The 21,226-nt window shown below is 72.3% G+C and carries 18 protein-coding genes; 16 read left to right on the forward strand and 2 right to left on the reverse strand.

Annotation, left to right across the window (positions count from 1 at the left end; all coding sequences use genetic code 11):
* Positions 1–70: 70 nt before the first annotated feature.
* Positions 71–1,201, forward strand: a complete 1,131-nt coding sequence (gene mnmA / locus OG352_RS30310; protein ID WP_329221299.1) for a tRNA 2-thiouridine(34) synthase MnmA — start codon at positions 71–73, stop codon at positions 1,199–1,201.
* 45 nt (positions 1,202–1,246) lie between these two features.
* On the opposite strand, the gene OG352_RS30315 is transcribed toward mnmA, so the two are convergent.
* Both OG352_RS30315 and OG352_RS30320 read right to left on the reverse strand, forming a co-directional pair.
* Positions 1,247–2,026: an alpha/beta fold hydrolase gene (locus tag OG352_RS30315; protein WP_329221301.1), complete on the reverse strand. Its 780-nt coding sequence runs from the start codon at positions 2,024–2,026 to the stop codon at positions 1,247–1,249.
* A 38-nt stretch (positions 2,027–2,064) separates the two neighbouring features.
* Positions 2,065–2,403 (reverse strand): DUF427 domain-containing protein, encoded by a 339-nt coding sequence (locus OG352_RS30320; RefSeq protein WP_329221302.1) that lies wholly within the window; start codon positions 2,401–2,403, stop codon positions 2,065–2,067.
* A 50-nt stretch (positions 2,404–2,453) separates the two neighbouring features.
* Here OG352_RS30320 and OG352_RS30325 point away from each other — a divergent pair, with 50 nt between their 5' ends.
* The 15 genes from OG352_RS30325 to OG352_RS30395 all read left to right on the forward strand — a co-directional run bounded on the left by OG352_RS30325 (position 2,454) and on the right by OG352_RS30395 (position 20,959).
* Positions 2,454–2,945 (forward strand): TIGR00730 family Rossman fold protein, encoded by a 492-nt coding sequence (locus OG352_RS30325; protein WP_329221303.1) that lies wholly within the window; start codon positions 2,454–2,456, stop codon positions 2,943–2,945.
* Between the two features lie 90 nt (positions 2,946–3,035).
* Positions 3,036–3,734 (forward strand): SDR family oxidoreductase, encoded by a 699-nt coding sequence (locus tag OG352_RS30330; protein ID WP_329221305.1) that lies wholly within the window; start codon positions 3,036–3,038, stop codon positions 3,732–3,734.
* 49 nt (positions 3,735–3,783) lie between these two features.
* Positions 3,784–4,785 carry a methionine synthase gene (locus OG352_RS30335; protein ID WP_329221306.1) on the forward strand — a complete coding sequence of 334 codons (1,002 nt, stop codon included), beginning with the start codon at positions 3,784–3,786 and terminating at the stop codon, positions 4,783–4,785.
* A gap of 15 nt (positions 4,786–4,800) precedes the next feature.
* On the forward strand, positions 4,801–6,993 hold the full coding sequence (gene ligA, locus OG352_RS30340; RefSeq protein WP_329221308.1) for an NAD-dependent DNA ligase LigA: 2,193 nt from the start codon (positions 4,801–4,803) through the stop codon (positions 6,991–6,993).
* 235 nt (positions 6,994–7,228) lie between these two features.
* Positions 7,229–9,526: a putative bifunctional diguanylate cyclase/phosphodiesterase gene (locus OG352_RS30345; protein WP_329221310.1), complete on the forward strand. Its 2,298-nt coding sequence runs from the start codon at positions 7,229–7,231 to the stop codon at positions 9,524–9,526.
* Positions 9,527–9,740: 214 nt separating this feature from the next.
* Complete coding sequence (gene gatC, locus OG352_RS30350; RefSeq protein WP_007384860.1) at positions 9,741–10,037, forward strand: Asp-tRNA(Asn)/Glu-tRNA(Gln) amidotransferase subunit GatC; 297 nt, start codon at positions 9,741–9,743, stop codon at positions 10,035–10,037.
* A 6-nt stretch (positions 10,038–10,043) separates the two neighbouring features.
* Positions 10,044–11,546, forward strand: a complete 1,503-nt coding sequence (gene gatA, locus OG352_RS30355) for an Asp-tRNA(Asn)/Glu-tRNA(Gln) amidotransferase subunit GatA (protein ID WP_329221312.1) — start codon at positions 10,044–10,046, stop codon at positions 11,544–11,546.
* Positions 11,543–11,782, forward strand: a complete 240-nt coding sequence (locus tag OG352_RS30360) for a hypothetical protein (RefSeq protein ID WP_329221314.1) — start codon at positions 11,543–11,545, stop codon at positions 11,780–11,782. Before gatA ends, OG352_RS30360 begins: the two co-directional genes overlap by 4 nt.
* 15 nt (positions 11,783–11,797) lie before the next feature.
* Positions 11,798–13,312 carry an Asp-tRNA(Asn)/Glu-tRNA(Gln) amidotransferase subunit GatB gene (gatB, locus tag OG352_RS30365; RefSeq protein WP_329221316.1) on the forward strand — a complete coding sequence of 505 codons (1,515 nt, stop codon included), beginning with the start codon at positions 11,798–11,800 and terminating at the stop codon, positions 13,310–13,312.
* Positions 13,313–13,406: 94 nt separating this feature from the next.
* Positions 13,407–13,721, forward strand: coding sequence for a hypothetical protein (locus OG352_RS30370; RefSeq protein ID WP_329221318.1), 315 nt, complete (start codon positions 13,407–13,409; stop codon positions 13,719–13,721).
* 224 nt (positions 13,722–13,945) lie between these two features.
* Positions 13,946–16,180: an MMPL family transporter gene (locus OG352_RS30375; RefSeq protein ID WP_329221320.1), complete on the forward strand. Its 2,235-nt coding sequence runs from the start codon at positions 13,946–13,948 to the stop codon at positions 16,178–16,180.
* The gene (locus OG352_RS30380; RefSeq protein WP_329221321.1) at positions 16,158–16,733 is read left to right on the forward strand and encodes a GNAT family N-acetyltransferase; all 576 of its coding nucleotides are present in this window, start codon (positions 16,158–16,160) and stop codon (positions 16,731–16,733) included. Before OG352_RS30375 ends, OG352_RS30380 begins: the two co-directional genes overlap by 23 nt.
* A 35-nt stretch (positions 16,734–16,768) precedes the next feature.
* Positions 16,769–17,353: a hypothetical protein gene (locus OG352_RS30385; protein WP_329221323.1), complete on the forward strand. Its 585-nt coding sequence runs from the start codon at positions 16,769–16,771 to the stop codon at positions 17,351–17,353.
* 211 nt (positions 17,354–17,564) lie between these two features.
* Positions 17,565–17,774, forward strand: coding sequence for a hypothetical protein (locus OG352_RS30390; RefSeq protein ID WP_329221325.1), 210 nt, complete (start codon positions 17,565–17,567; stop codon positions 17,772–17,774).
* 95 nt (positions 17,775–17,869) lie between these two features.
* Positions 17,870–20,959 (forward strand): helix-turn-helix transcriptional regulator, encoded by a 3,090-nt coding sequence (locus OG352_RS30395; RefSeq protein ID WP_329221327.1) that lies wholly within the window; start codon positions 17,870–17,872, stop codon positions 20,957–20,959.
* The last annotated feature ends 267 nt before the right edge of the window (positions 20,960–21,226 follow it).

Below are 21,226 nucleotides of genomic sequence, written 5' to 3' on the forward strand. Positions count from 1 at the left end.
CGCGCCCCTCGTGATCGTCAACGGATACTCGCGGGCTCCGGTTCCCGACGACCCGTACCCTGGAAGCGTTATGACTGAGACCTCCCAGCGCCCCCGCCCCCTTCGCGTGCTCGCCGCCATGTCCGGCGGGGTCGACTCCGCCGTCGCCGCCGCCCGCGCCGCCGAAGCCGGCCACGACGTGACCGGCGTCCATCTCGCGCTCTCCGCGAACCCGCAATCCTTCCGCACGGGCGCGCGGGGCTGTTGCACCATCGAGGACTCCCGGGACGCCCGCCGCGCCGCCGACGTCATCGGCATCCCGTTCTACGTGTGGGACCTCGCCGACCGCTTCCGCGAGGACGTCGTCGACGACTTCGTCGCCGAGTACGAGGCCGGCCGCACCCCCAACCCGTGCCTGCGCTGCAACGAGAAGATCAAGTTCGCCGCGCTGCTCGACAAGGCGCTCGCGCTCGGCTTCGACGCGGTCTGCACCGGGCACTACGCGCAGGTGATCGTGCGCGAGGACGGCACCCGGGAACTGCACCGCGCCTCCGACATGGCCAAGGACCAGTCGTACGTCCTCGGCGTCCTGGACGACCGCCAGCTCGCCCACGCGCTGTTCCCCCTCGGCGACACGGTGACGACGAAGGGCGAGATCCGCGCGGAGGCCGAGCGCCGGGGCCTGGCCGTCGCCAAGAAGCCCGACTCGCACGACATCTGCTTCATCGCCGACGGCGACACCCAGGGCTTCCTCGCGAAGCACCTCGGCAAGGCCGAGGGCGACATCGTCGACGAGTCCGGCACGAAGATCGGCTCCCACGAGGGCGCGTACGGCTTCACCATCGGCCAGCGCAAGGGGCTGCGCATCGGCACCCCGGCCGCCGACGGCAAGCCCCGCTACGTCCTCGACATCTCCCCGGTGGACAACACGGTGACGGTCGGCCCGGCGGCCGCCCTGGACGTGACGGCCCTGACGGCGATCAAGCCACGCTGGTGCGGAGCGGCCCCCACCGGCCCCGGCGCCTACACGGCCCAGTTGCGCGCCCACGGCGGCGAGACCGAGGTGACCGCCGAACTGCTCGACGGCCGCCTGGAGGTCACGTTCACCGAGCCCGTCCGGGGCGTCGCCCCCGGCCAGGCGATCGTGCTGTACGACGACACGCGCGTGGTGGGCTCGGCCACCATCGCGTCCACGGTACGGGCGACGGCCGGGGTGTCCTGATACCTGCGGGTGACCCACGGGCGCCTACTGGTCGACTGCTTGTGCCTACTGGCCGAAGAACTCGGCCAGTACCGGCGCGAGGACGTTCGGATCGACCATGTGGGTCTGCCCTTCGAGCGTCCGGTACGTCCCCTGCGGGACCGCCTCCGCGACCGCGCGCACGGCCTCGCGCAGCCACGGCGCACTCGCCTCGCCCGCCACGCCCAGCACCGGCACGCCGACCGACGCCAGCCGCTCCCGGGGCACCAGCCCGTCGCCCATGACGGCGTCGTCGTACGCGAGGGTCGGCGCGATGGCCTCCATCCCCGCCCACATCGGCGACCGGCGGGCGCCCTGGATCATCTCCTCGGCCAGCCCCGTCAGCCGCAGGAACAGCTCGACGGCGTCCCCGCGCCGCCCCTGCGCGAGCGCCTCGGTGAGTCCCGCGGTGTACGCGGCGCGTTCCTTCGCCGCCTCCTCGTCGACGGCGAACGGCGTCTCGTACACGGCGGCCCGGGGCACGGGCAGCCCGCTCGCCACAGCCTCCAGCACCAGCGCGCCGCCCGACGAGATGCCGTACAGCGCCGCCTCGCCGCCCGCCGCGTCGACGAGGGCCGCCAGGTCCTCGACCTCGCGCCGCACCGCGTAGGGCGCCGTGTCGCCGCTCTCGCCGCGTCCCCGGCGGTCGTACCGGAGGACCGTGAACCGGTCCGCGAGCAGCCCGGCCAGGGGCGCCACTGTGCCGCCCGTGGACATCGCCCCGCTCACCAGGATGACCGCGGGGCCCTGTCCGGCGCGGGTGTACGCGAGTTCGGTGCCGTCACGGGAAATGGTCTTCTTGTCCATGCCTGTGCAGACTGCCGCACGGCATGGCGCTCATCGCCCTACGACACTTCCGCTTCCGAGACTTCCACTTCGTAGAAGCAGAGGTGGTTCTTGATCTCGGCGACGTCGGGCTCGGGGTCGGGATACGCCCACGCGATGTCCGCCGCGTCCGGCAGCGACCAGTAGGACGCCGTGCCCTTGAAGGGGCAGTGGGTGCGGGTGTCGGAGGGGGCCAGGAGGTCCAGGCGCACGTCCTCGGCGGGGAGGTAGTACCGCACCGGACAGCCCGTCTCGCGCAGGACCAGGGGCCGTTCGCTCTCCGCCAGCACCTGCCCGTCGCGGACGACCTTGACGTGCCGGCCGTCCCGCTCGATCGTGATCGTGTGTCCTTGGGTCATGCCGGAAAAGCACTCGCGGGCCCCCGGTTGTTCCCGCGTACCGTGGCGGCATGCGTATCTGTGTCTTCCTCTCCGCCGCCGACCTCGACGCCCGCTACACGCGCCCCGCGCGCGAGTTCGCCGAACTGCTGGGCAAGGGCGGCCACACGCTCGTCTGGGGCGGCTCCGACGTCGGCCTGATGAAGGTCGTCGCGGACGGAGTGCAGGAGGCGGGCGGCCGGCTGTGCGGGGTGTCGGTGGACTTCCTGGCGGACAGGACGCGGCCCGGGGCGGACGAGATGGTCATCGCGAAGGACCTGGCCGAGCGCAAGAAGCTGCTGCTGGAGAAGGCCGACGCGGTCGTCGTCATGGTCGGCGGGACGGGCACGCTGGACGAGGCCACCGAGATCCTGGAGCAGAAGAAGCACGGCCACACCGACAAGCCGGTCGTGCTGCTGAACACCGCCGGCTTCTACGACGGCCTCAAGCAGCAGTTCCGGCGCATGGAGGACGAGGGCTTCCTGCCCCGCCCCCTCACCGACCTGGTGTTCTTCGCGGAGTAGCCGGTGGGCGCGCTGGCCTACCTGGAGGCCGTGACATCAGCGGCTGCCGCCGCGGGGCAGGGCATCGAGTAGCCCGGCGCTGATGCGAGCATGGCGGGCATGGCTACTCATGTGATCACCGGAGCGGGCTCCGGCATCGGCGCGGCCGTCGCCCGCCGCCTGCACGCGCGCGGGGACGAACTCGTGCTGCACGCGCGCGACGCGGGCCGCGCGAAGGAACTCGCGGCCGAGTTCCCCGGCGTACGGACGCTCGTCGGCGACCTGGCCGATCCCGACAAGCTGAGCTGGGCCTTCTCCCACCAGACGCTCCCGGACCGGGTCGACTCCCTCCTGCACATCGCGGGTGTGGTCGACCTCGGCCCGGTCGGCGACCTGACCCCCAGGTCCTGGCGCCACCAGCTCAACGTCAACCTGATCGCCCCCGCCGAGCTGACCCGGCACTTCCTGCCCCAACTCCGGGCCGCCCGAGGCCACGTGGTCTTCGTGAACTCCGGCGCGGGCCTGCGCGCGAGCGCCGACTGGTCCGCGTACGCCGCCTCCAAGCACGGCCTGAAGGCCCTCGCCGACTCGCTGCGGGCCGAGGAGCACGACCACGGCGTCCGCGTCACCTCCGTCTACCCCGGCCGCACCGCCAGCCCCATGCAGGCCAAGGTCCACCAGCAGGAGGGCAAGGAGTACGACCCGGGGGAGTGGATCGACCCCGAGTCCGTCGCGACGACGATCCTGATGGCCGTCGACCTGCCCAGGGACGCGGAGGTCAACGACCTGACGGTACGACCGGGGCGGTGAGGCACCGAGGGCGGTGAGGTCGGCCCCCATGCGTACGTAGGCTTCATCCGTGAACGCACATTTCAGTTTCGGCCCCGCCACCGGCATCGGCTCCCTGCCGGGCGGCGACGCCCGTGAGGCCGCCAAGACCGTCATCGGGTCCTTCGAGGACTTCCCGTTCCTCGCCGAACTGCCCGCCCGAGGCCCCGGCGCCGACATGACCGGCCGTACCGCGGGGCTGCTCGTCGAGCTGTACGCGCGCGTGGAGCCCAGTGGGTGGCGGATCGGCGACCGGCCGGGCCGGGACACCCACCGGGCCCGGTCCTGGCTGCGGGAGGACCTCGACGCCCTGGAGGAGTTCACGCAGGGCTACGAAGGTCAGGTGAAGGTGCAGGCGGTCGGCCCCTGGACGCTCGCCGCCGCGCTGGAGAAGAAGAACGGCGAGGCGGTGCTCTCCGACCGCGGCGCCTGCCGCGACCTCGCCGGCTCCCTCGCCGAGGGCCTGCGCGACCACCTCGCCGAGGTCCGCCGCCGGGTGCCCGGCGCGCAGGTCGTGCTCCAGCTCGACGAACCCTCCCTCACCGCCGTCCTGCGCGGCCATGTCAGGACCGCCAGCGGCTACCGCACGCACCGCGCCGTCGACCGGCAACTCGTGGAGAGCACGCTCCGGGACGTCGTCGGGGTGCAGGGCGAGGGGGCCGTCGTGGTCCACTCGTGCGCACCGGACGTCCCCTTCGCCCTGCTGCGCCGGGCCGGCGTGGCGGCCGTCTCCTTCGACTTCTCGCTGCTCACCGAGCGTGACGACGACGCGATCGGCGAGGCGGTGGAAGCGGGTACCCGGCTGTTCGCCGGTGTCGTGCCCGGCACGGACGCCGCATTGTCAGACCCTGCCGGTAGCGTCATGGGTGTCAGGACGCTGTGGCGCAGGCTGGGGCTGCGACCGGGGCTTCTCACGGAGGCGGTCACGCTCACGCCGACGTGCGGCCTCGCGGGGGCTTCCCCCGCTTACGCCCGCCAGGCCCTCGCCCACTGCGTCCGGGCGGCGAGATCCCTCGCGGACAACCCAGAGTAACGGGAGGACAACACGGTGGCCGGCGACAGGCAAGCGGAGACGACGGTGCCCAGCGAGGCACGGGAGCAGCACGCGCAGCTCGCTGAGCAGATCGAGGAGCACCGCTTCCGGTACTACGTGAAGGACGCTCCCGTCGTCAGCGACGCGGAGTTCGACAGACTCCTGCGCGCCGTGGAAGCGCTGGAGGAGGAGTACCCCGAGCTGCGCACCCCCGACTCGCCGACCCAGAAGGTCGCGGGCGCGTACGAGACGGAGTTCACGGCCGTCCAGCACCGCGAGCGCATGCTGTCGCTGGACAACGCCTTCGACGACCTGGAGTTGGCGGCCTGGGCCGAGCGCGTCCACAAGGACGTCGGGGCCTCCGTCCACCACTTCCTGTGCGAGCTGAAGGTCGACGGCCTCGCCGTCAACCTCACGTATGAGAACGGCCGTCTCACGCGCGCGGCGACCCGCGGCGACGGCCGCACGGGCGAGGACATCACGCCCAACGTGCGCACCATCGCGGAGATCCCGGACCGGCTGACGGGCGACGGGGTGCCGTCCCTGGTGGAGATCCGCGGCGAGGTCTACTTCCCGATGGAGAAGTTCGAGGAGCTGAACGCCCGGCTGGTCGAGGCCGGCGACAAGCCCTTCGCCAACCCGCGCAACGCGGCGGCCGGTTCACTGCGCCAGAAGGACCCGCGCGTCACCGCCACCCGCCCGCTGCACATGGTCGTGCACGGCATCGGCGCCCTGGAGGGCTACGAGGGCCTCACCCGCCTCTCCGAGGCCTACGACCTCCTCAGGACCTGGGGCCTGCCCACCTCCCCGCACAACAGGATCGCCGACGACCTGGACGCCGTAAGGCGGTTCATCGCGAACTACGGCGAGAACCGGCACTCGGTGGAGCACGAGATCGACGGGGTGGTCGTCAAGCTCGACGAGATCCGCCTCCAGGGGCGGCTCGGTTCCACGGCCCGTGCGCCGCGCTGGGCGATCGCGTACAAGTACGCGCCGGAGGAGGTCAACACCAAGCTCGTCAACATCCGGGTGGGCGTGGGCCGTACGGGCCGTGTCACGCCGTACGCGCAGGTCGAGCCGGTGACCGTGGCCGGTTCCGAGGTCGAGTTCGCCACCCTGCACAACCAGGACGTCGTCAAGGCCAAGGGCGTCCTGATCGGCGACACGGTGGTGCTGCGCAAGGCCGGTGACGTGATCCCGGAGATCCTCGGCCCGGTCGTCGACCTGCGCGACGGCAGCGAGCACGAGTTCGTGATGCCGTCCGAGTGCCCCGAGTGCGGTACGGCGCTGCGGCCGATGAAGGAGGGCGACGTCGACCTGCGCTGCCCCAACGCCCGTACCTGCCCCGCCCAGTTGCGCGAGCGCCTGTTCTACCTGGCCGGCCGCAAGGCACTGGACATCGATCACTTCGGGTACGTCGCCGCGGCCGCCCTCACCAAGCCGCTGGAGCCCGGACAACCGCCGCTGGCCGACGAGGGCGACCTCTTCGACCTCACCATCGACCGCCTGCTGCCCATCCGGGCGTACGTCCTCGACCAGGACAGCGGGCTGCCCAAGCGGGACCCGAAGACCGGCGAGGAGAAGATCGCCACGGTCTTCGCCAACCAGCAGGGCGAGCCGAAGAAGAACGCGCTCGCCATGCTGGAGACCATCGCCGCCGCCAAGGAGCGCCCGCTCGCGCGCATCCTCACCGGCCTGTCGATTCGTCACGTCGGACCGGTCGCGGCCGAGGCGCTGGCCCGTGAGTTCCGCTCGATCGAGCGCATCGAGCAGGCCACCGAGGAGGAGTTGGCGGCCACCGAAGGCGTCGGCGCCATCATCGCGGCCTCGCTCAAGGAGTGGTTCGCCGAGGAGTGGCACCAGGAGATCCTCCGCAAGTGGAAGGCCGCCGGCGTCCGCATGGAGGAGGAGAGCACCGGTGAGGACGAAGGGCCGCGTCCCCTCGAAGGGCTGACGGTCGTGGTCACCGGCACCCTCGAGCACTTCACCCGGGACGGCGCCAAGGACGCCCTGCAGAGCCGTGGAGCGAAAGTGACCGGTTCTGTTTCGAAGAAGACGTCGTTCGTCGTTGTGGGTGACAATCCCGGATCGAAGTACGACAAGGCGATGCAACTCAAGGTGCCGGTTCTGAACGAGGACGGCTTCACCGTCCTGTTGGAACAGGGTTCCGAGGCGGCGGCCGAAGTGGCCCTGCCCGTCGAGGAGTAGCGGGGAGCGGCGAAGAGGGGTGAAGAGTGGCGGTTGAAGGCCACCCGATCGGCGCATACCAGATGCATACGGGTGGCCGGGGCGCATTCGGGCAACCGTCGACGACCGCTGCCCGTAGAAGCCTTCTGCGGCCTACTGTTGGGATGTGCGCCCGCCGTGCCCGACTGCGGTCGGGGCATTCCCGTGCTCCTGGCGAGCAGGGGAATGGGCACCGCCGGCTGTGAGAGGGACGGGAATGGAACCGACCGAGAGCGCCGCCCCGGAGTCACGGCTGCGCCGACGCCGGGCCGTCGGCGTCTGGTGGGGGAGGTGGACGGCGCGCTCCGGGCGACAGCCGGCCCCGGAGCCGTACGCACCGCACCCGGCACCCCACACGGCGCCGCACGCCGCACCACCCCGCACCGCACGGCCCACCGCCCCGCAGCCCACCCTCAACTACCCCGGCGCCGCGTCGCCACACCCCGGGCTGCCCGGCACCGACCCCGATCCCGACCGGCACCCGTCCTGGCCCGCGCTGCCCGCCGGGGTCGTCGCGGCGGCCGGGCTCGCCCTCGGCGTCGGCTTCTACCGCGCCTTCACCGACGACCACGCGCTCTTCCCGTCCGGCACCGCCGGCTGGGCCCTGGCCGTGCTGGCCGGCGTCATCGTCGGACACCTGGTCCTGCTCGGCCGCGCCCGCTGGTGGGGCGGCACCGGCTCCGGCGCCGCCCTCACCCTCGCCGTCCTGCTGCTGTACGGCTGGGTGCCCGCCGGCATGGTCAGCCTCACCGTCGTCGTCCTGGTCGGCATAGCCCGGCGCCACCGCTGGCGGCAGGGGGTCCTGCACGGCGCGGTGGACATACTCGGCATCGGCGCGGGAGCGCTGCTGCTGGCCGCCTGCGGACGGATACCGTCCGTGGAACGCCCCTGGACCCCCGGCACCTGGACGGTGTACACCGGCCCCCAGGTGGTCGTGGTGGCCGTCGCCTACCTCGCCGTCACCCGCGTCCTGCTCTGGTATCTGAACGCGCCGCGCTCCGGCGGACTGCCCACCGTCGCCCGTACGGCCCTGGTCAGACAGGGTCTGGTCGCGGTCGCCCTGCTCGGCATCGCCCCGCTGATCTGCGTGGTGGCCGTGGCCAAGCCGATCCTGCTGCCGCTGTTCGCGATCCCGCTCGTCGCCCTCGACTCCACCCTGTGGATAGCCCGCGCCCGCGCGGAGGAACAACTCCGCGACCCGCTGACCGGGCTGCCGAACCGTCAGTGGCTGCTGGAGCGCATCTGGACCGCCCTGGACGACGCCGAGCGCATCGGCGCCCGGGCCGCGCTGATGCTGATCGACCTCGACCGGTTCCGTTCGGTCAACGACACCCTCGGACACCTCGCCGGTGACCGGCTCCTCCTCCAGATCGCCGACCGGCTGCGGCTCGCCCTGCCGCGCGGCGCGGAGGTCGCGCGGCTCGGCGGGGACGAGTTCGCCGTCTTACTTCCCGTCGCCGACTCCGCGACGTCGGCGTCCCGGATCGCCCGCGCCCTGGTCTGCGACCTCAGCTCCCCGCTCGACCTCGACGGGCTCACCCTCGTCCTGGAGGCCAGCGCCGGCGTCGCCGTCTTCCCCGACCACGCGCTCGACGCGGAGGGCCTGCTGCGCCGGGCCGACGTGGCGATGTACCAGGCCAAGCGCGACCGTACGGCCGTCGAGGTGTACGAGTCCAAGCGCGACTCCAACACCCCCGACCGGCTCGGACTGCTGGGCGACCTGCGGCGCGCGCTCGACGCGCACGAGGTGCAGTTGCACTACCAGCCGAAGGTCCGCTTCGACGGACAGGTGGCGGGGCTGGAGGCCCTGGTCCGCTGGGTGCACCCGGAGCGCGGGAAGGTGCCGCCGGACGAGTTCATAGCGATCGCCGAGTCGTCGGGCCTGATGCCGCACCTCACGGAGTACGTGCTGGACACGGCGCTCGGCCAGGTCGCCCGGTGGCGGGCCCAGGGGCTGTTCGTGCCGGTCGCGGTCAACGTCTCCCCGCGCGACGTCCACACGCCGGGCTTCGCCGGGTCGGTGGCCGCGCGGCTGGCCCGGCACGGCGTTCCGGCGGGGTCGCTCCAACTGGAGATAACGGAACACGTCCTCCTGGAGGACCCGCAGCGCGCCGCCGCCACCCTCAACGGGCTGACCGGACACGGCGTGAAGATGTCCCTGGACGACTTCGGCACCGGCTACTCCTCCCTGGTGCACCTGCGCCGGCTGCCGGTCAGCGAGCTGAAGATCGACCGCTCCTTCGTGGCCCGGCTGGCCGTCGACAACGAGGACGCGGAGATCGTGCGCTGCACGGTCGACCTCGCGCATTCCCTGGGGCTGCTGGTGGTCGCCGAGGGCGTCGAGGACGACGAGACGTGGGAGCGCCTGCGGGACCTGGGCTGCGACGCGGTGCAGGGCTGGCTGGTGGCCGCGGCGATGCCTCCCGAGGAGACGACGGCGTGGCTACGGGCCCGCGGCTCCCGAGGCTGGCAACGCCCCGCGGCGGCCCTCCCGGCAGCCACCACCGACGACTGACCGCCGCCACCTCCCGGGCGGCGCGGGCCCGGCCCCTCTCCGGCGACCGGTTCCCGCACAGCCCGCCCAGGACACGCGCCACCGGCCCCCGGGCCGGGCCCCGGGCGACCCCCCGGGCCGGCCACCGGCGAACCGTTTCACGGGCATGCCGCGCCGCCCCCTAGGATTGGGCCCAAACCACACACTCACTCACTCCACCCCTGAGGAACGCCGCATGCCTGGCATCACGCGCGAGGAGGTCGCCCACCTCGCCCGGCTGGCGCGTCTGGAGCTGAAGCCCGAAGAGCTCGAACACTTCGCGGGACAGCTGGACGACATCATCGGCGCGGTCGCCCGCGTCAGCGAGGTCGCCGACCAAGACGTACCGCCGACCTCGCACCCGCTCCCGCTGACCAACGTCATGCGGGCGGACGAGGTCCGTCCGTCGCTCACCCCCGAGCAGGCGCTCTCCGGCGCCCCGGCCCAGGAGCAGCAGCGTTTCAAGGTGCCGCAGATCCTGGGGGAGGACTAGAAAGTCATGACGGACAACGTCACCATCATCAAGCTCACCGCCGCCGAGACCGCCGCGAGGATCGCCTCCGGCGAGCTCACGGCCGTCCAGGTCACCGAGGCCCACCTCGCGCGCATCGAGGCCGTCGACGAGAAGGTGCACGCCTTCCTGCACGTCGACCGTGAGGGCGCGCTCGCCCAGGCCCGCGCCGTCGACGCCAAGCGCGAGCGGGGCGAGAAGCTCGGACCCCTCGCCGGCGTTCCCCTCGCGCTCAAGGACATCTTCACCACCCAGGGCATCCCGACGACCGTCGGCTCGAAGATCCTGGAGGGGTGGATTCCGCCGTACGACGCCACCCTCACCAAGCGTCTGAAGGCCGCCGACGTCGTCATCCTCGGCAAGACCAACATGGACGAGTTCGCCATGGGGTCCAGCACCGAGAACAGCGCGTACGGGCCCACCGGCAACCCCTGGGACCTCACCAAGATCCCCGGCGGGTCGGGCGGCGGCTCCTCCGCCGCGCTGGCCTCCTTCCAGGCGCCCCTGGCCATCGGCACCGACACCGGCGGCTCCATCCGCCAGCCGGCCGCCGTCACCGGCACGGTCGGCGTGAAGCCGACGTACGGGGCGGTCTCCCGCTACGGCATGGTCGCCTTCTCCAGCTCCCTCGACCAGGGTGGGCCCTGCGCCCGCACCGTCCTGGACGCGGCGCTGCTCCACGAGGTCATCGCCGGGCACGACCCGCTGGACTCCACCTCCATCGACGCCCCGGTCCCGCCGGTCGTCGAGGCCGCCCGCAACGGCAGCGTCGAAGGCATGCGCGTCGGCGTCGTCAAGCAGTTCCGCGGCGAGGGCTACCAGGCCGGCGTCATCCAGCGGTTCGACGAGTCCGTCGCACTGCTGAAGGAACTGGGCGCCGAGATCGTCGAGCTGGACTGCCCGTCCTTCGACCTCGCCCTGTCGGCGTACTACCTCATCGCCCCGTCCGAGTGCTCGTCCAACCTGGCCCGCTTCGACGGCCTGCGCTACGGCCTGCGGGCCGGCGACGACGGCACCCGTTCGGCCGAGGACGTCACCTCCCTCACCCGTGAGGCGGGCTTCGGCCCCGAGGTGAAGCGCCGCATCATCCTCGGCACGTACGCCCTGAGCTCCGGCTACTACGACGCGTACTACGGCAGTGCCCAGAAGGTCCGCACGCTCATCACGCGCGACTTCGAGAAGGCCTTCGAGCAGGTCGACGTGATCGTGTCGCCCACGACGCCGACCACCGCCTTCGCGATCGGCGAGCGCGCCGACGACCCGATGGCGATGTACCTGGCCGACCTGTGCACCATCCCGACCAACCTGGCGGGCAACGCGGCCATGTCGCTGCCCTGCGGTCTCGCCCCGGAGGACAACCTCCCGGTCGGCCTGCAGATCATCGCCCCGGCGCTGAAGGACGACAGGCTGTACAAGGTCGGGGCCGCCGTCGAGGCCGCCTTCGTGGAAAAGTGGGGTCACCCGCTCCTCGAGGAGGCACCGTCGCTGTGAGTGCACTGAACAAGGCCAAGGGCTTCAAGAAGTCCCGGTCCGGCACGTACCTGTCCATGGCCACCACCGCCTTCGGCGCGCTGAGCGTCGCCAAGCAGATCAAGCGGGCCCGGGCCGAACAGGACACGCTGCGGCTGGTCGACGCCGCCGTCTCCGCGGCCGCGATCGTCACCGGCCTGGCCATCCTGTACCGCGAGCTGAAGCGGCTGGGCGACGACGACGTCCTGCTGGGCTGAGAGGGAAGTTTCACCGTGACCACCACGACCGACCTGGTGTCGTACGAGGACGCGCTGACGTCCTACGACCCCGTCATGGGCCTCGAGGTCCATGTCGAACTCGGCACCAGGACCAAGATGTTCTGCGGCTGTTCGACCGAGCTGGGCGCCGAGCCCAACTCGCAGACCTGCCCCACCTGCCTCGGCATGCCCGGCGCGCTCCCGGTCGTCAACGCGATCGGCATCGAGTCGGCGATCAAGATCGGTCTCGCGCTGAACTGCGAGATCGCCGAGTGGTGCCGCTTCGCCCGGAAGAACTACTTCTATCCGGACATGCCGAAGAACTTCCAGACCTCCCAGTACGACGAGCCGATCGCCTTCAACGGCTACCTCGACGTCCAGTTGGAGGACGGCGAGACCTTCCGCGTGGAGATCGAGCGCGCCCACATGGAGGAGGACACCGGCAAGTCGCTGCACGTCGGCGGCGCCACGGGCCGTATCCACGGCGCGTCCCACTCCCTGCTGGACTACAACCGCGCCGGCATCCCGCTCATCGAGATCGTCACCAAGCCGATCGAGGGCGCGGGCGAGCGCGCTCCCGAGGTGGCGAAGGCCTACGTCCGTGAGCTGCGCGAGCTCATCAAGGCGCTCGGCGTCTCGGACGCGCGCATGGAGATGGGCCAGATGCGCTGCGACGTGAACCTGTCGCTGCGCCCGCACGGCCGCGAGAAGTTCGGCACCCGGAGCGAGACCAAGAACGTCAACTCGCTGCGTTCCGTGGAGCGTGCGGCCCGCTTCGAGATCCAGCGGCACGCGGCCGTGCTGAACGACGGCGGCACGATCATCCAGGAGACCCGCCACTTCCACGAGGACACCGGGTCGACGACCTCGGGCCGCGTGAAGGAGGAGGCCGAGGACTACCGGTACTTCCCGGAGCCCGACCTCGTGCCGATCGCCCCGCCTCGCGCGTGGGTCGAGGAGATCCGCGCCGGGCTGCCGGAACTGCCGCTGATCCGCCGGGGCCGGCTGCTCGCCGAGTGGGGCATCACCGCCACCGACATGCAGTCGATCCTCAACGCCGGCGCGCTGGACCTGATCGTCGCCACGATCGACGCCGGCGCCGATGCCGGCTCCGCCCGCAAGTGGTGGATGGGCGAACTGGCGCGCAGCGCCAACGAGTCCGCCACGTCGCTGGACGAGCTGGCCATCACGCCCGAGCAGGTCGCCCGGGTCACCGCGCTGGTGAACGCCGGCGACCTGAACGACAAGCTGGCCCGTCAGGTCATCGAGGGCGTCCTCGCGGGCGAGGGCACCCCGGACGAGGTCGTCGAGAAGCGCGGGCTGAAGGTCGTCTCCGACGAGGGCGCGCTCACCACCGCCGTCGAGGAGGCCATCGCCGGCAACCCGGGCATCGCCGACAAGATCCGCGGTGGCAAGCTGGCCGCGGCCGGCGCTCTGGTCGGCGCCGTGATGAAGGCCACGCGCGGGCAGGCCGACGCGGCCCGCGTCAAGGAACTCATCCTGGAGAAACTGGGCGTCAGCGAGGGCTGAGGCCCGCGAGATCCCCGCAGGGGTGCACCGAACACCGGTGCACCCCTTTCTCGTGTTCCCGCGTTCCGGGCCCGACGCGCTACGCTCGCCCGCCATGAGTGCACGAACCGACTCCGACCCCCACAGCGACATAGACGAGGACCCGGACGAGGAGTACGGCACCGAGGACGCCCGGCGGGCCCGCTGGACGGCGACCGGCACCGGAGCGCTGCTCACCCTCGCCGGCCTCGCCGCGTCCCTCCTGCGCCTCACCGGCTCCGCCCCGGCCCTCGTCCCGGCGGCCTACGCCCTCGGCGGCGCCGTCTGTGCCTTCGCCGCCCTTCTGGGCGCCCGCGGCCGCACCCGGCGTGCGCTGTGGCTGCTGATCGCCGGGGTGATGGTGATGGCGTTCGGCGATCAACTGGACTGACCTGTGCCCGGCACTGACACGTGCCCGACGTGGCCTGACACCGTGGCCGTTATTGTCCTGTGATCTGTCTCCCACTCCTGTGAAAAGACCCACGAACGCATCAAACGATCTTTCGCGCCTGTCACAGTGGGCTCGCATCGCTCATACGTTCTTTGCGGGCTCATCAGTTCAAGCACGGCTGTTCCCGGTCAAAGATCCACAATTCAGCCCCCGGGAGCGCGTCCGTGGCAGCCCTCGCACGTTGGTGTGTACGCAACCGCCTCGTCACGATCCTGCTCTGGCTCCTCGCCCTCGGGGGCACCGCCACCGCCGCCGTCGTCACCGGCACCGCCTACTCCAACGACTACGAGGTCCCCGGCACCGAGTCCGGCCGCGCCACCCGGTTGCTGACGGACGGCTTCCCGGATCTCGGCGGCGACACCGACACCGTCGTCTGGCACACCGCCTCCGGCACCGTCCGCGCCGCCGCCGTCGAGCAGACCATGACCCGCACCCTGGAGAAGATCGCCGACCTGCCCGGCGTCGCCTCCGTCGCCGGCCCCTACGACGACCAGGGCAGCGCCCGGATCAGCAAGGACGGGCACACGGCGTACGCCACCGTCGTCTTCGAGGACCGCGCCGAGGACATCGACAAGGCCGAGGCGCAGGCCGTCGTCGACACCGCCGAGGCCGCCGGGAGCGACGGGCTCCGGGTCGAGCTGGGCGGCGGCGCGATCGCGCTCACCGAGCCCTCCGGCGGGCATCTCGCCGAGATCGTCGGCGTGGTCGTCGCCGCGCTCGTGCTGTTCCTGGCCTTCGGGTCGCTCGCCGCCTCGCTGCTGCCCATCGCCACCGCGCTGGTCGGCGTCGGCACCGCGTACGCCGGGATCGTGCTCCTCGGGCACGCCATGACCGTCGCCGACTTCGCGCCCATGCTCGGCATGCTCATCGGGCTCGGCGTCGGCATCGACTACGCGCTGTTCATCGTCACCAGGCACCGGCGCGGCCTGAAACGCGGCCTCACGGTCGCCGAGGCCGCCACCAACGCCGTCGCCACCACCGGACGCGCCGTCGTCTTCGCGGGCGCAACGGTGTGCATAGCGCTGCTCGGCATGCTGATCCTGCGCCTGAGCTTCCTCAACGGCGTGGCGATCGCCGCCTCCCTCACGGTCGTCCTCACCGTCGCCGCGTCGGTCACGCTGCTGCCCGCCCTGCTGTCCCGCATCGGCCTGCGCGCCCTCAGCCGCCGCGAACGCCGCCGGCTCGCCGAACACGGGCCCCAGCCGGAGCTGCCGACCGGGCTCGCCGCCCGCTGGTCGGCGTTCGTCGAGCGCCACCCCAAGCTGCTGGGCACGCTCGCCCTCGTCGTCATCGCAGTCCTCGCCCTGCCCACCTTCTCCCTCCGCCTGGGCACCTCCGACCAGGGCAACGCCCCGCAGTCGGCCACGACCCGCCAGGCCTACGACCTCCTGGCCGACGGTTTCGGCGCGGGTGTCAACGGCCCGCTGACCCTGGTGACCGGCGTCCAGGGCGCCGAGGACCGGCTCGCCCTCGACAACCTCGACACCGCCCTGCGCACCACCGAGGGCGTGGCGTCGGTGACACCGGTGACCTTCGACTCCGACGGGCACACCGCGTACCTCACCGTCGTACCGGAGTCCGCCCCGCAGTCGCAGCGCACCAGCGAACTCGTCGACCGGCTGCGCACCGAGGTGCTGCCGCGCGCCGAGGCCGGCACCTCCCTCGACGTGCAGGTGGGGGGCGTGACGGCGGGCTACGACGACTTCGCGGACGTCATCGTCGGCAAGCTGCCGCTGTTCGTGGGCGTCGTCATCGGCCTGGGCTGTCTGCTGCTCCTGCTCGCCTTCCGGTCCGTCGGCATACCGCTGAAGGCCGCCGTGATGAACGTCGCCGCCGTGGCCGCCGCGTTCGGGATCGTCGTGGCCGTGTTCCAGTGGGGCTGGGGGAGCGAGCTGCTGGGCCTCGGCCGCGCGGGGCCCATCGAGCCCTTCCTCCCCGTGATCATGGTGTCGGTCCTCTTCGGCCTCTCCATGGACTACCAGGTCTTCCTGGTCAGCCGGATGTACGAGGAGTGGCTCGAGACCGGCGACAACCGGCGCGCCGTCCGCGTGGGCCTCGCCGAGACCAGCCGGGTGATCAACTCCGCCGCGGTCATCATGATCTCGGTCTTCCTCGCCTTCGTCCTCAGCGGCGACCGGGTGATCGCCATGTTCGGCATCGCGCTCGCCGCCGCCGTAGCCCTCGACGCCTTCGTCCTGCGGACGCTGCTGGTGCCCGCGCTCATGCATCTGCTCGGCGGCGCCAACTGGTGGCTGCCCGGCTGGCTGGAGAAGCGGCTGCCGCGCATCAGCATCGAACCGCCCGAGTGCCGCGTTGCCCATGAGAGGCTCGCCGAGGTAGTGACGGCGGAGGCACTGGAGAAGGAGCCGCGGGCGGATGTACGCGATATCGCTGGGTGACGACGGAGCCGAACTGCGCCCCCTGGAGCCCTGGCACGCCGAGGAGTTCCTCGCGCACCTGGAGCGCGGCCGGGAGTTCATCAACCAGTACGTCCCCTTCGGCGCCCAGGCCACCGACGTGACCGGCGCGCGCGAGGTGCTCCAGCGGTACGCCGACATGCGCGCCGCCGACACCGGCTCCCTGCACGGCCTGTGGCTGGACGGCACGCTCGTGGGCGGCGTGCTCTTCCTGAACTTCGACGCCGCGAACGCGAACTGCGAGGTCGGCTGCTGGCTGGAACCGGCCGGCAGCGGGCGCGGTCTGGTCAGCCGGGCGATCCGGGTGCTGATCGACTTCGCCGTCGACCGGCGCGGGATCCAGCGGATCGAGTGGTGCGCGTCGGCGGGGAACACGCCCAGCCTGAACGTCGCCCGGCGGCTGGGGATGACCCGCGACGGCGTACGCCGGCAGGCCTACCCCTATCGTGGGGTGCGGCACGACCTCGAAGTGTGGTCCGTGCTGGCCCAGGAGTGGCGCGACGCACGCGCGCGCGGCGCTCACAACGATCATTAAGGGACCTCTCAGAGAGCGTCCGTACGGTGCGAGGTATGGGAACCAAGACTGTTGACGAGGCCGGCGCCGAGCCCGGCACCGAGGCGAAGACCGACGAGGAGAAGGTGGACGTCACCAAGACCGCCGCCACGGACGAGGTGACCGAGGAGGCCACGGACTCCGAGGACGACGCCGACGAGCTCGTCGCCGAGGACGAGGACGAGGAGGCCACCGTCGTGGCCGGCTCCACCGGCGTCGGCCAGGGCGCGGGCGCCGTCGTCGCCGCCGTGCTCGGCTTCGTGTCGCTCACCGGCAGCTGGATCGGCACCGTCGCCGGGGCCCGCCAGACCCTCGTCGGCCAGTTGCAGACCGCGTCGACCGCGAGCGTCGCCCAGCAGATCGACGCGGTCTACGGCAACGCCTGGCAGACCACCGCGCTGTGGGCCGGCCTGTTCGCGCTGGCCGCGCTGGTCACCGGCGTCGTCGTGCTGGCCCGCCCGGCCTTCGGCAGCACCGCCCGGCCGCAGGCGCCCTGGATCAAGTCGGTCTCCTGGGCCGGCGTCGCGCTCGGCGTCATCGGCCTGCTCCTGGCCGTCCTCAAGTACACCGACGCGCTGCTCGGCCTGCCCTCCGCAAGCTGAGTCACCGCAGGTCACGAGGGGCCTCAGACCGACCGTAAGCACCTTACGGCCGACCTGAGGCCCCTCAGCCGCGTCTAAGGCACCCCCCGTCGCCGAAGATACGGAACTCTCCCGATGCGGCGGCCCCCGCCGGGAGACGAAGGTGAAGTCACTGCACCCGGCATCGCAGCAAGCGAGGCCGAAAGCCCACCTTCCCCAGGGGACATCCACCATGTACGAGTACGAGCTCCAGCAGGCCCGTTCCGCCGAACTGCTCCGCCAGGCCGAACACGAGCGCCTCGCCCGCGAGGCCGTCCGCGGCCGTCGCGCCGCCCGCCGCGAAGCCGCCGAACGCGCCACCGCCCAGCGGTCGGACGGCGGCGCCGAGAACGACTCGCATACCCACCGTCCGCGTCGGCTCCGGTTCGCCCGCGCGGCGTGAAGACCGGGGCGGGGACGGGCGACCGCACGAGGGTCGGCCCCCCTCCCGCCGGGGCCGCGGCGATATCCACTGGGCCCTCCGCACACCCGCGTGCGATGCTCGCCCCCGTGCAGACCAGGTCCGTCAGTCCCGTCTTCGTCGGTCGCGCCGACGAGCTGAACACCTTGAACGCCGCGCTCTCCCGTGCCGCGGCGGGAGAGCCGCAGGCGCTGCTCATCGGGGGCGAGGCCGGGGTCGGCAAGACCAGGCTCGTCGAGGAGTTCGCCGCGGCCGCCCGCCGTCAGGGCGCCGTCGTCGCGCTCGGCGGCTGCGTCGAGATCGGCGCCGACGGCCTGCCCTTCGCCCCGTTCTCCACCGCCCTGCGCGCCCTGCGCCGCGCCCTGCCGGACGAACTGGCCGCCGCCGCGACCGGCCAGGAGGAGGAACTCGCCCGGCTGCTCCCCGAACTGGGCGAGACCCTCACCGCCCGGGGCTCCGGCCGCCCCGAAGAGGAGGGCATGGCCCGCCTCTTCGACCTCACCGCCCGCCTCCTGGAACGAGTCGCCGCCGGCCGTACCCTCGTCGTCGCCCTGGAGGACCTGCACTGGGCCGACGCCTCCACCCGCCACCTCCTCTCCTACCTGCTGCGCACCCTGCGCACCGGCCGGCTCGTCGTCCTCGCCACCTACCGCGCCGACGACATCCACCGCCGCCACCCGCTGCGCCCCCTGCTCGCCGAACTCGACCGGCTGCGCACCGTCCAGCGCCTCGAACTCGCCCGCTTCACCCGCGCCGAGACCGGCCGCCAGATCGCCGGCATCCTGGCCCGCGAACCCGGCCCCGACCAGGTCGACGCCATCTTCGAACGCTCCGACGGCAACGCCTTCTTCGTCGAGGAACTCGCCGTCGCCGCCCACGAGGGCTGCCGCACCGGCCTCCCCGACACCCTGCGCGACCTGCTGCTCGTCCGCGTCGAGGCGCTGCCCGAGAGCGCGCAGACCGTCGCCCGGATCGTCGCCGAGGGCGGCTCCACCGTCGAGTACCGGCTGCTGGACGCCGTCGCCCGGCTCACCGAGGACGACCTCATCGAGGCCCTGCGCGCCGCTGTGGGCGCCAACCTCCTGCGCGCCACCCCCGACGGCGACGGATACCGCTTCCGGCACTCCCTGGTCCGCGAGGCCGTCGGCGACGACCTGCTCCCCGGCGAACGCGCCCGCCTCAACCGCCGCTACGCCGAGGCCCTGCAGGCGGACCCGACGCTCGTCCCCGCCGACGAACGCGTCATGCGGCTGGCCAGCTACTGGTACCACGCCCACGACCCGGCCAAGGCCCTCCCCGCCGTCCTGGACGCCTCCGTCGAGGCCCGCTCCCGGCGCGCCTACAGCGAACAACTGCGGCTCCTGGAACGGGCGATGGAGCTGTGGGAGGCCGCGCCCGAGGAGGTACGGGCCGCCCTGCGCCCCGTCGACTACACGGAGGCCTATCCCCCCTGCGGCTGCGATCCGGCCACCACACCGCTGCGCTACCTCGACCTCATGGCCGAGGCCGCCGTCGCGGGCCGCTACTGCGGGGAACGCGAACGCGCCCTGAAGATCACCAAGCGGGCGCTGTGCCTGCTGGAGAACGAGGACGACGCTCCCCCTGGCTCTCAACTGCGTTCGAGCCGGGGGGACCCCCAGCGCGCCGCCTGGTTCTGGGTGCAGCGCTCCCGGCTGGTGCACTCCCTGGGCCGGGGCAGTGGCCGCGAGGAGCTTGCCACCGCCCAGGACCTGGTACGCGGTATGCCGCCCAACGAGGTGCATGCCGAGGTGCTCACGCACATGGCCAACTGGTCGATGGTTCACGACCCCGGTCCCGAGGCCTACCAGGCCGCCGAGCGGGCCGTGGAGTATGCCCGCATGGTCGGCGCCCGCGAGACCGAGCTCAACGCCCGTCAGATTCTCGGTGTCTTCATGGTCGACGCCGGCCACATCGAGGCCGGCCTCGCGGAGCTGCACGAGGTCAGGGAACAGGCGCTCGCCGAGGTCACCCCCTCCGTCGCGCTGAACGCCTATGTCAACCTCCCCTCCGAACTGGAGGGGATCGGCCGCTCACGGGAGGCCGTGCCGATGCTGGAGGAGGGCCTCGCCTTCGCCAAGCTGCACGGACCGCCCGACTCCGAGGCCTGGGTGTGGGGCAACCTCGCCGAGTCCCTGCTCTCCCTGGGCCGCTGGGACGAGGCCGACCGCGCCTGCGCCGCCGCCGGACGGATGGGCCAGGGCGCGGCGGTCCGAGGCGTCCACGCCACCCTCCGCGCCGAACTCGCCCTCGCCCGCGGCGACCTCACCGACGTCGACCGTCAACTGAGCTCGGCGCAGGGCTACTTCAGCTCCCACGAGCACGCCCCCCACCATCTCCCTCTCATCCGCCTCGCCATCGGACTCGCCGCGGCCCAGGGCCGCCCCCTGGATGTCCGCGCCCACCTTGCACGCGTCCTCGACCGGGACTTCCCGCCCGGCGCCCAGCGCTACGCCTGGCCGCTGCTGCTCGCCGCCGCCTCCGCCGAGGGCGACGCCCGCGCGACTCCTGCCGCCGAGCCCGGCCGCGCCGACCTCCTCGACCGCCTCCGCACGGCCGCGAAGCAGCTCGCCACGAGCGCCCCCGTCTGGCAGGCCCACGAGCGCTGGGTCCGCGCCGAGCTCCTGCGCGCCGAGGGCCGCACCGACCCCGACGACTGGTCCGAGGTGGTCGCCGCCTTCGAACGCCTGGAACGCCCCTACGACCTCGCCCGCACCCGCCACCGCCTGGCCGAGGCCCTGCTCTCAGCCGACGGCGGCGACGACGGACGTGACCGGGCCGCCGAGCTCCTCCGCCTCGCTCACGCGGTCGCCGCCCACCTCGGCGCCGTCCCCCTCACCGACGCCGTCACCCTCCTCGCCCAACGCGCCCGCCTCCCCCTTTCCCCCACCGCACGGACACCCTCCACCGACCCCCTCGACTCCTTCGGCCTGACCGGCCGGGAACGCGACGTCCTCCGCCTGGTCTCCGACGGCCGCACCAACCGCCAGATCGCCGAGGTCCTCTTCATCTCGCCGAAGACGGCCAGCGTCCACGTCTCGAACATCCTGTCCAAACTCGACGTCAAGGGCCGCGGCGAGGCGGCGGCCGTGGCTCACCGGCTGCGCTTGTTCCCGCCGGGGGCGGGGGACGGGGTGGTCGCGCGATAATGGCCGTGCCACCAGCCATGGAGGAGCCGCGTGTACCGGATCGAGTTCACCGAGCGCGCCGCGACCCAACGCGACGCACTCCCCGAGGCCAGCCGCAGGCTGCTCGGCCGTGGCATGGCGAAGTTTGCCGAAGCCCCCTTCACGCCGGTGTCACAGGCGGTCGGCGGCGAGGACATCCGCGTGGTGTCCGTCGTGCCCGGGCTGACCGTCCGCTACCTGGTGCACCGGGCCTTCCTGATCCCGCTCTCGCTCGCGTTGCTCGATCAG

The organism is Streptomyces sp. NBC_01485 (assembly GCF_036227125.1).
GTDB lineage: Bacteria > Actinomycetota > Actinomycetes > Streptomycetales > Streptomycetaceae > Streptomyces.

Coding starts and splice junctions, on each gene's coding strand:
- OG352_RS30380 (WP_329221321.1), top strand. CDS start 16,158: ATGTACGCGATATCGCTGGGTGACGACGGAGCCGAACTGCGCCCCCTG.
- OG352_RS30315 (WP_329221301.1), bottom strand. CDS start 2,026: ATGGACAAGAAGACCATTTCCCGTGACGGCACCGAACTCGCGTACACC.
- OG352_RS30395 (WP_329221327.1), top strand. CDS start 17,870: ATGCTCGCCCCCGTGCAGACCAGGTCCGTCAGTCCCGTCTTCGTCGGT.
- OG352_RS30330 (WP_329221305.1), top strand. CDS start 3,036: ATGGCGGGCATGGCTACTCATGTGATCACCGGAGCGGGCTCCGGCATC.
- OG352_RS30385 (WP_329221323.1), top strand. CDS start 16,769: ATGGGAACCAAGACTGTTGACGAGGCCGGCGCCGAGCCCGGCACCGAG.
- OG352_RS30370 (WP_329221318.1), top strand. CDS start 13,407: ATGAGTGCACGAACCGACTCCGACCCCCACAGCGACATAGACGAGGAC.
- OG352_RS30390 (WP_329221325.1), top strand. CDS start 17,565: ATGTACGAGTACGAGCTCCAGCAGGCCCGTTCCGCCGAACTGCTCCGC.
- OG352_RS30325 (WP_329221303.1), top strand. CDS start 2,454: ATGCGTATCTGTGTCTTCCTCTCCGCCGCCGACCTCGACGCCCGCTAC.
- gatC (WP_007384860.1), top strand. CDS start 9,741: ATGCCTGGCATCACGCGCGAGGAGGTCGCCCACCTCGCCCGGCTGGCG.
- OG352_RS30345 (WP_329221310.1), top strand. CDS start 7,229: ATGGAACCGACCGAGAGCGCCGCCCCGGAGTCACGGCTGCGCCGACGC.
- OG352_RS30320 (WP_329221302.1), bottom strand. CDS start 2,403: ATGACCCAAGGACACACGATCACGATCGAGCGGGACGGCCGGCACGTC.
- gatA (WP_329221312.1), top strand. CDS start 10,044: ATGACGGACAACGTCACCATCATCAAGCTCACCGCCGCCGAGACCGCC.
- mnmA (WP_329221299.1), top strand. CDS start 71: ATGACTGAGACCTCCCAGCGCCCCCGCCCCCTTCGCGTGCTCGCCGCC.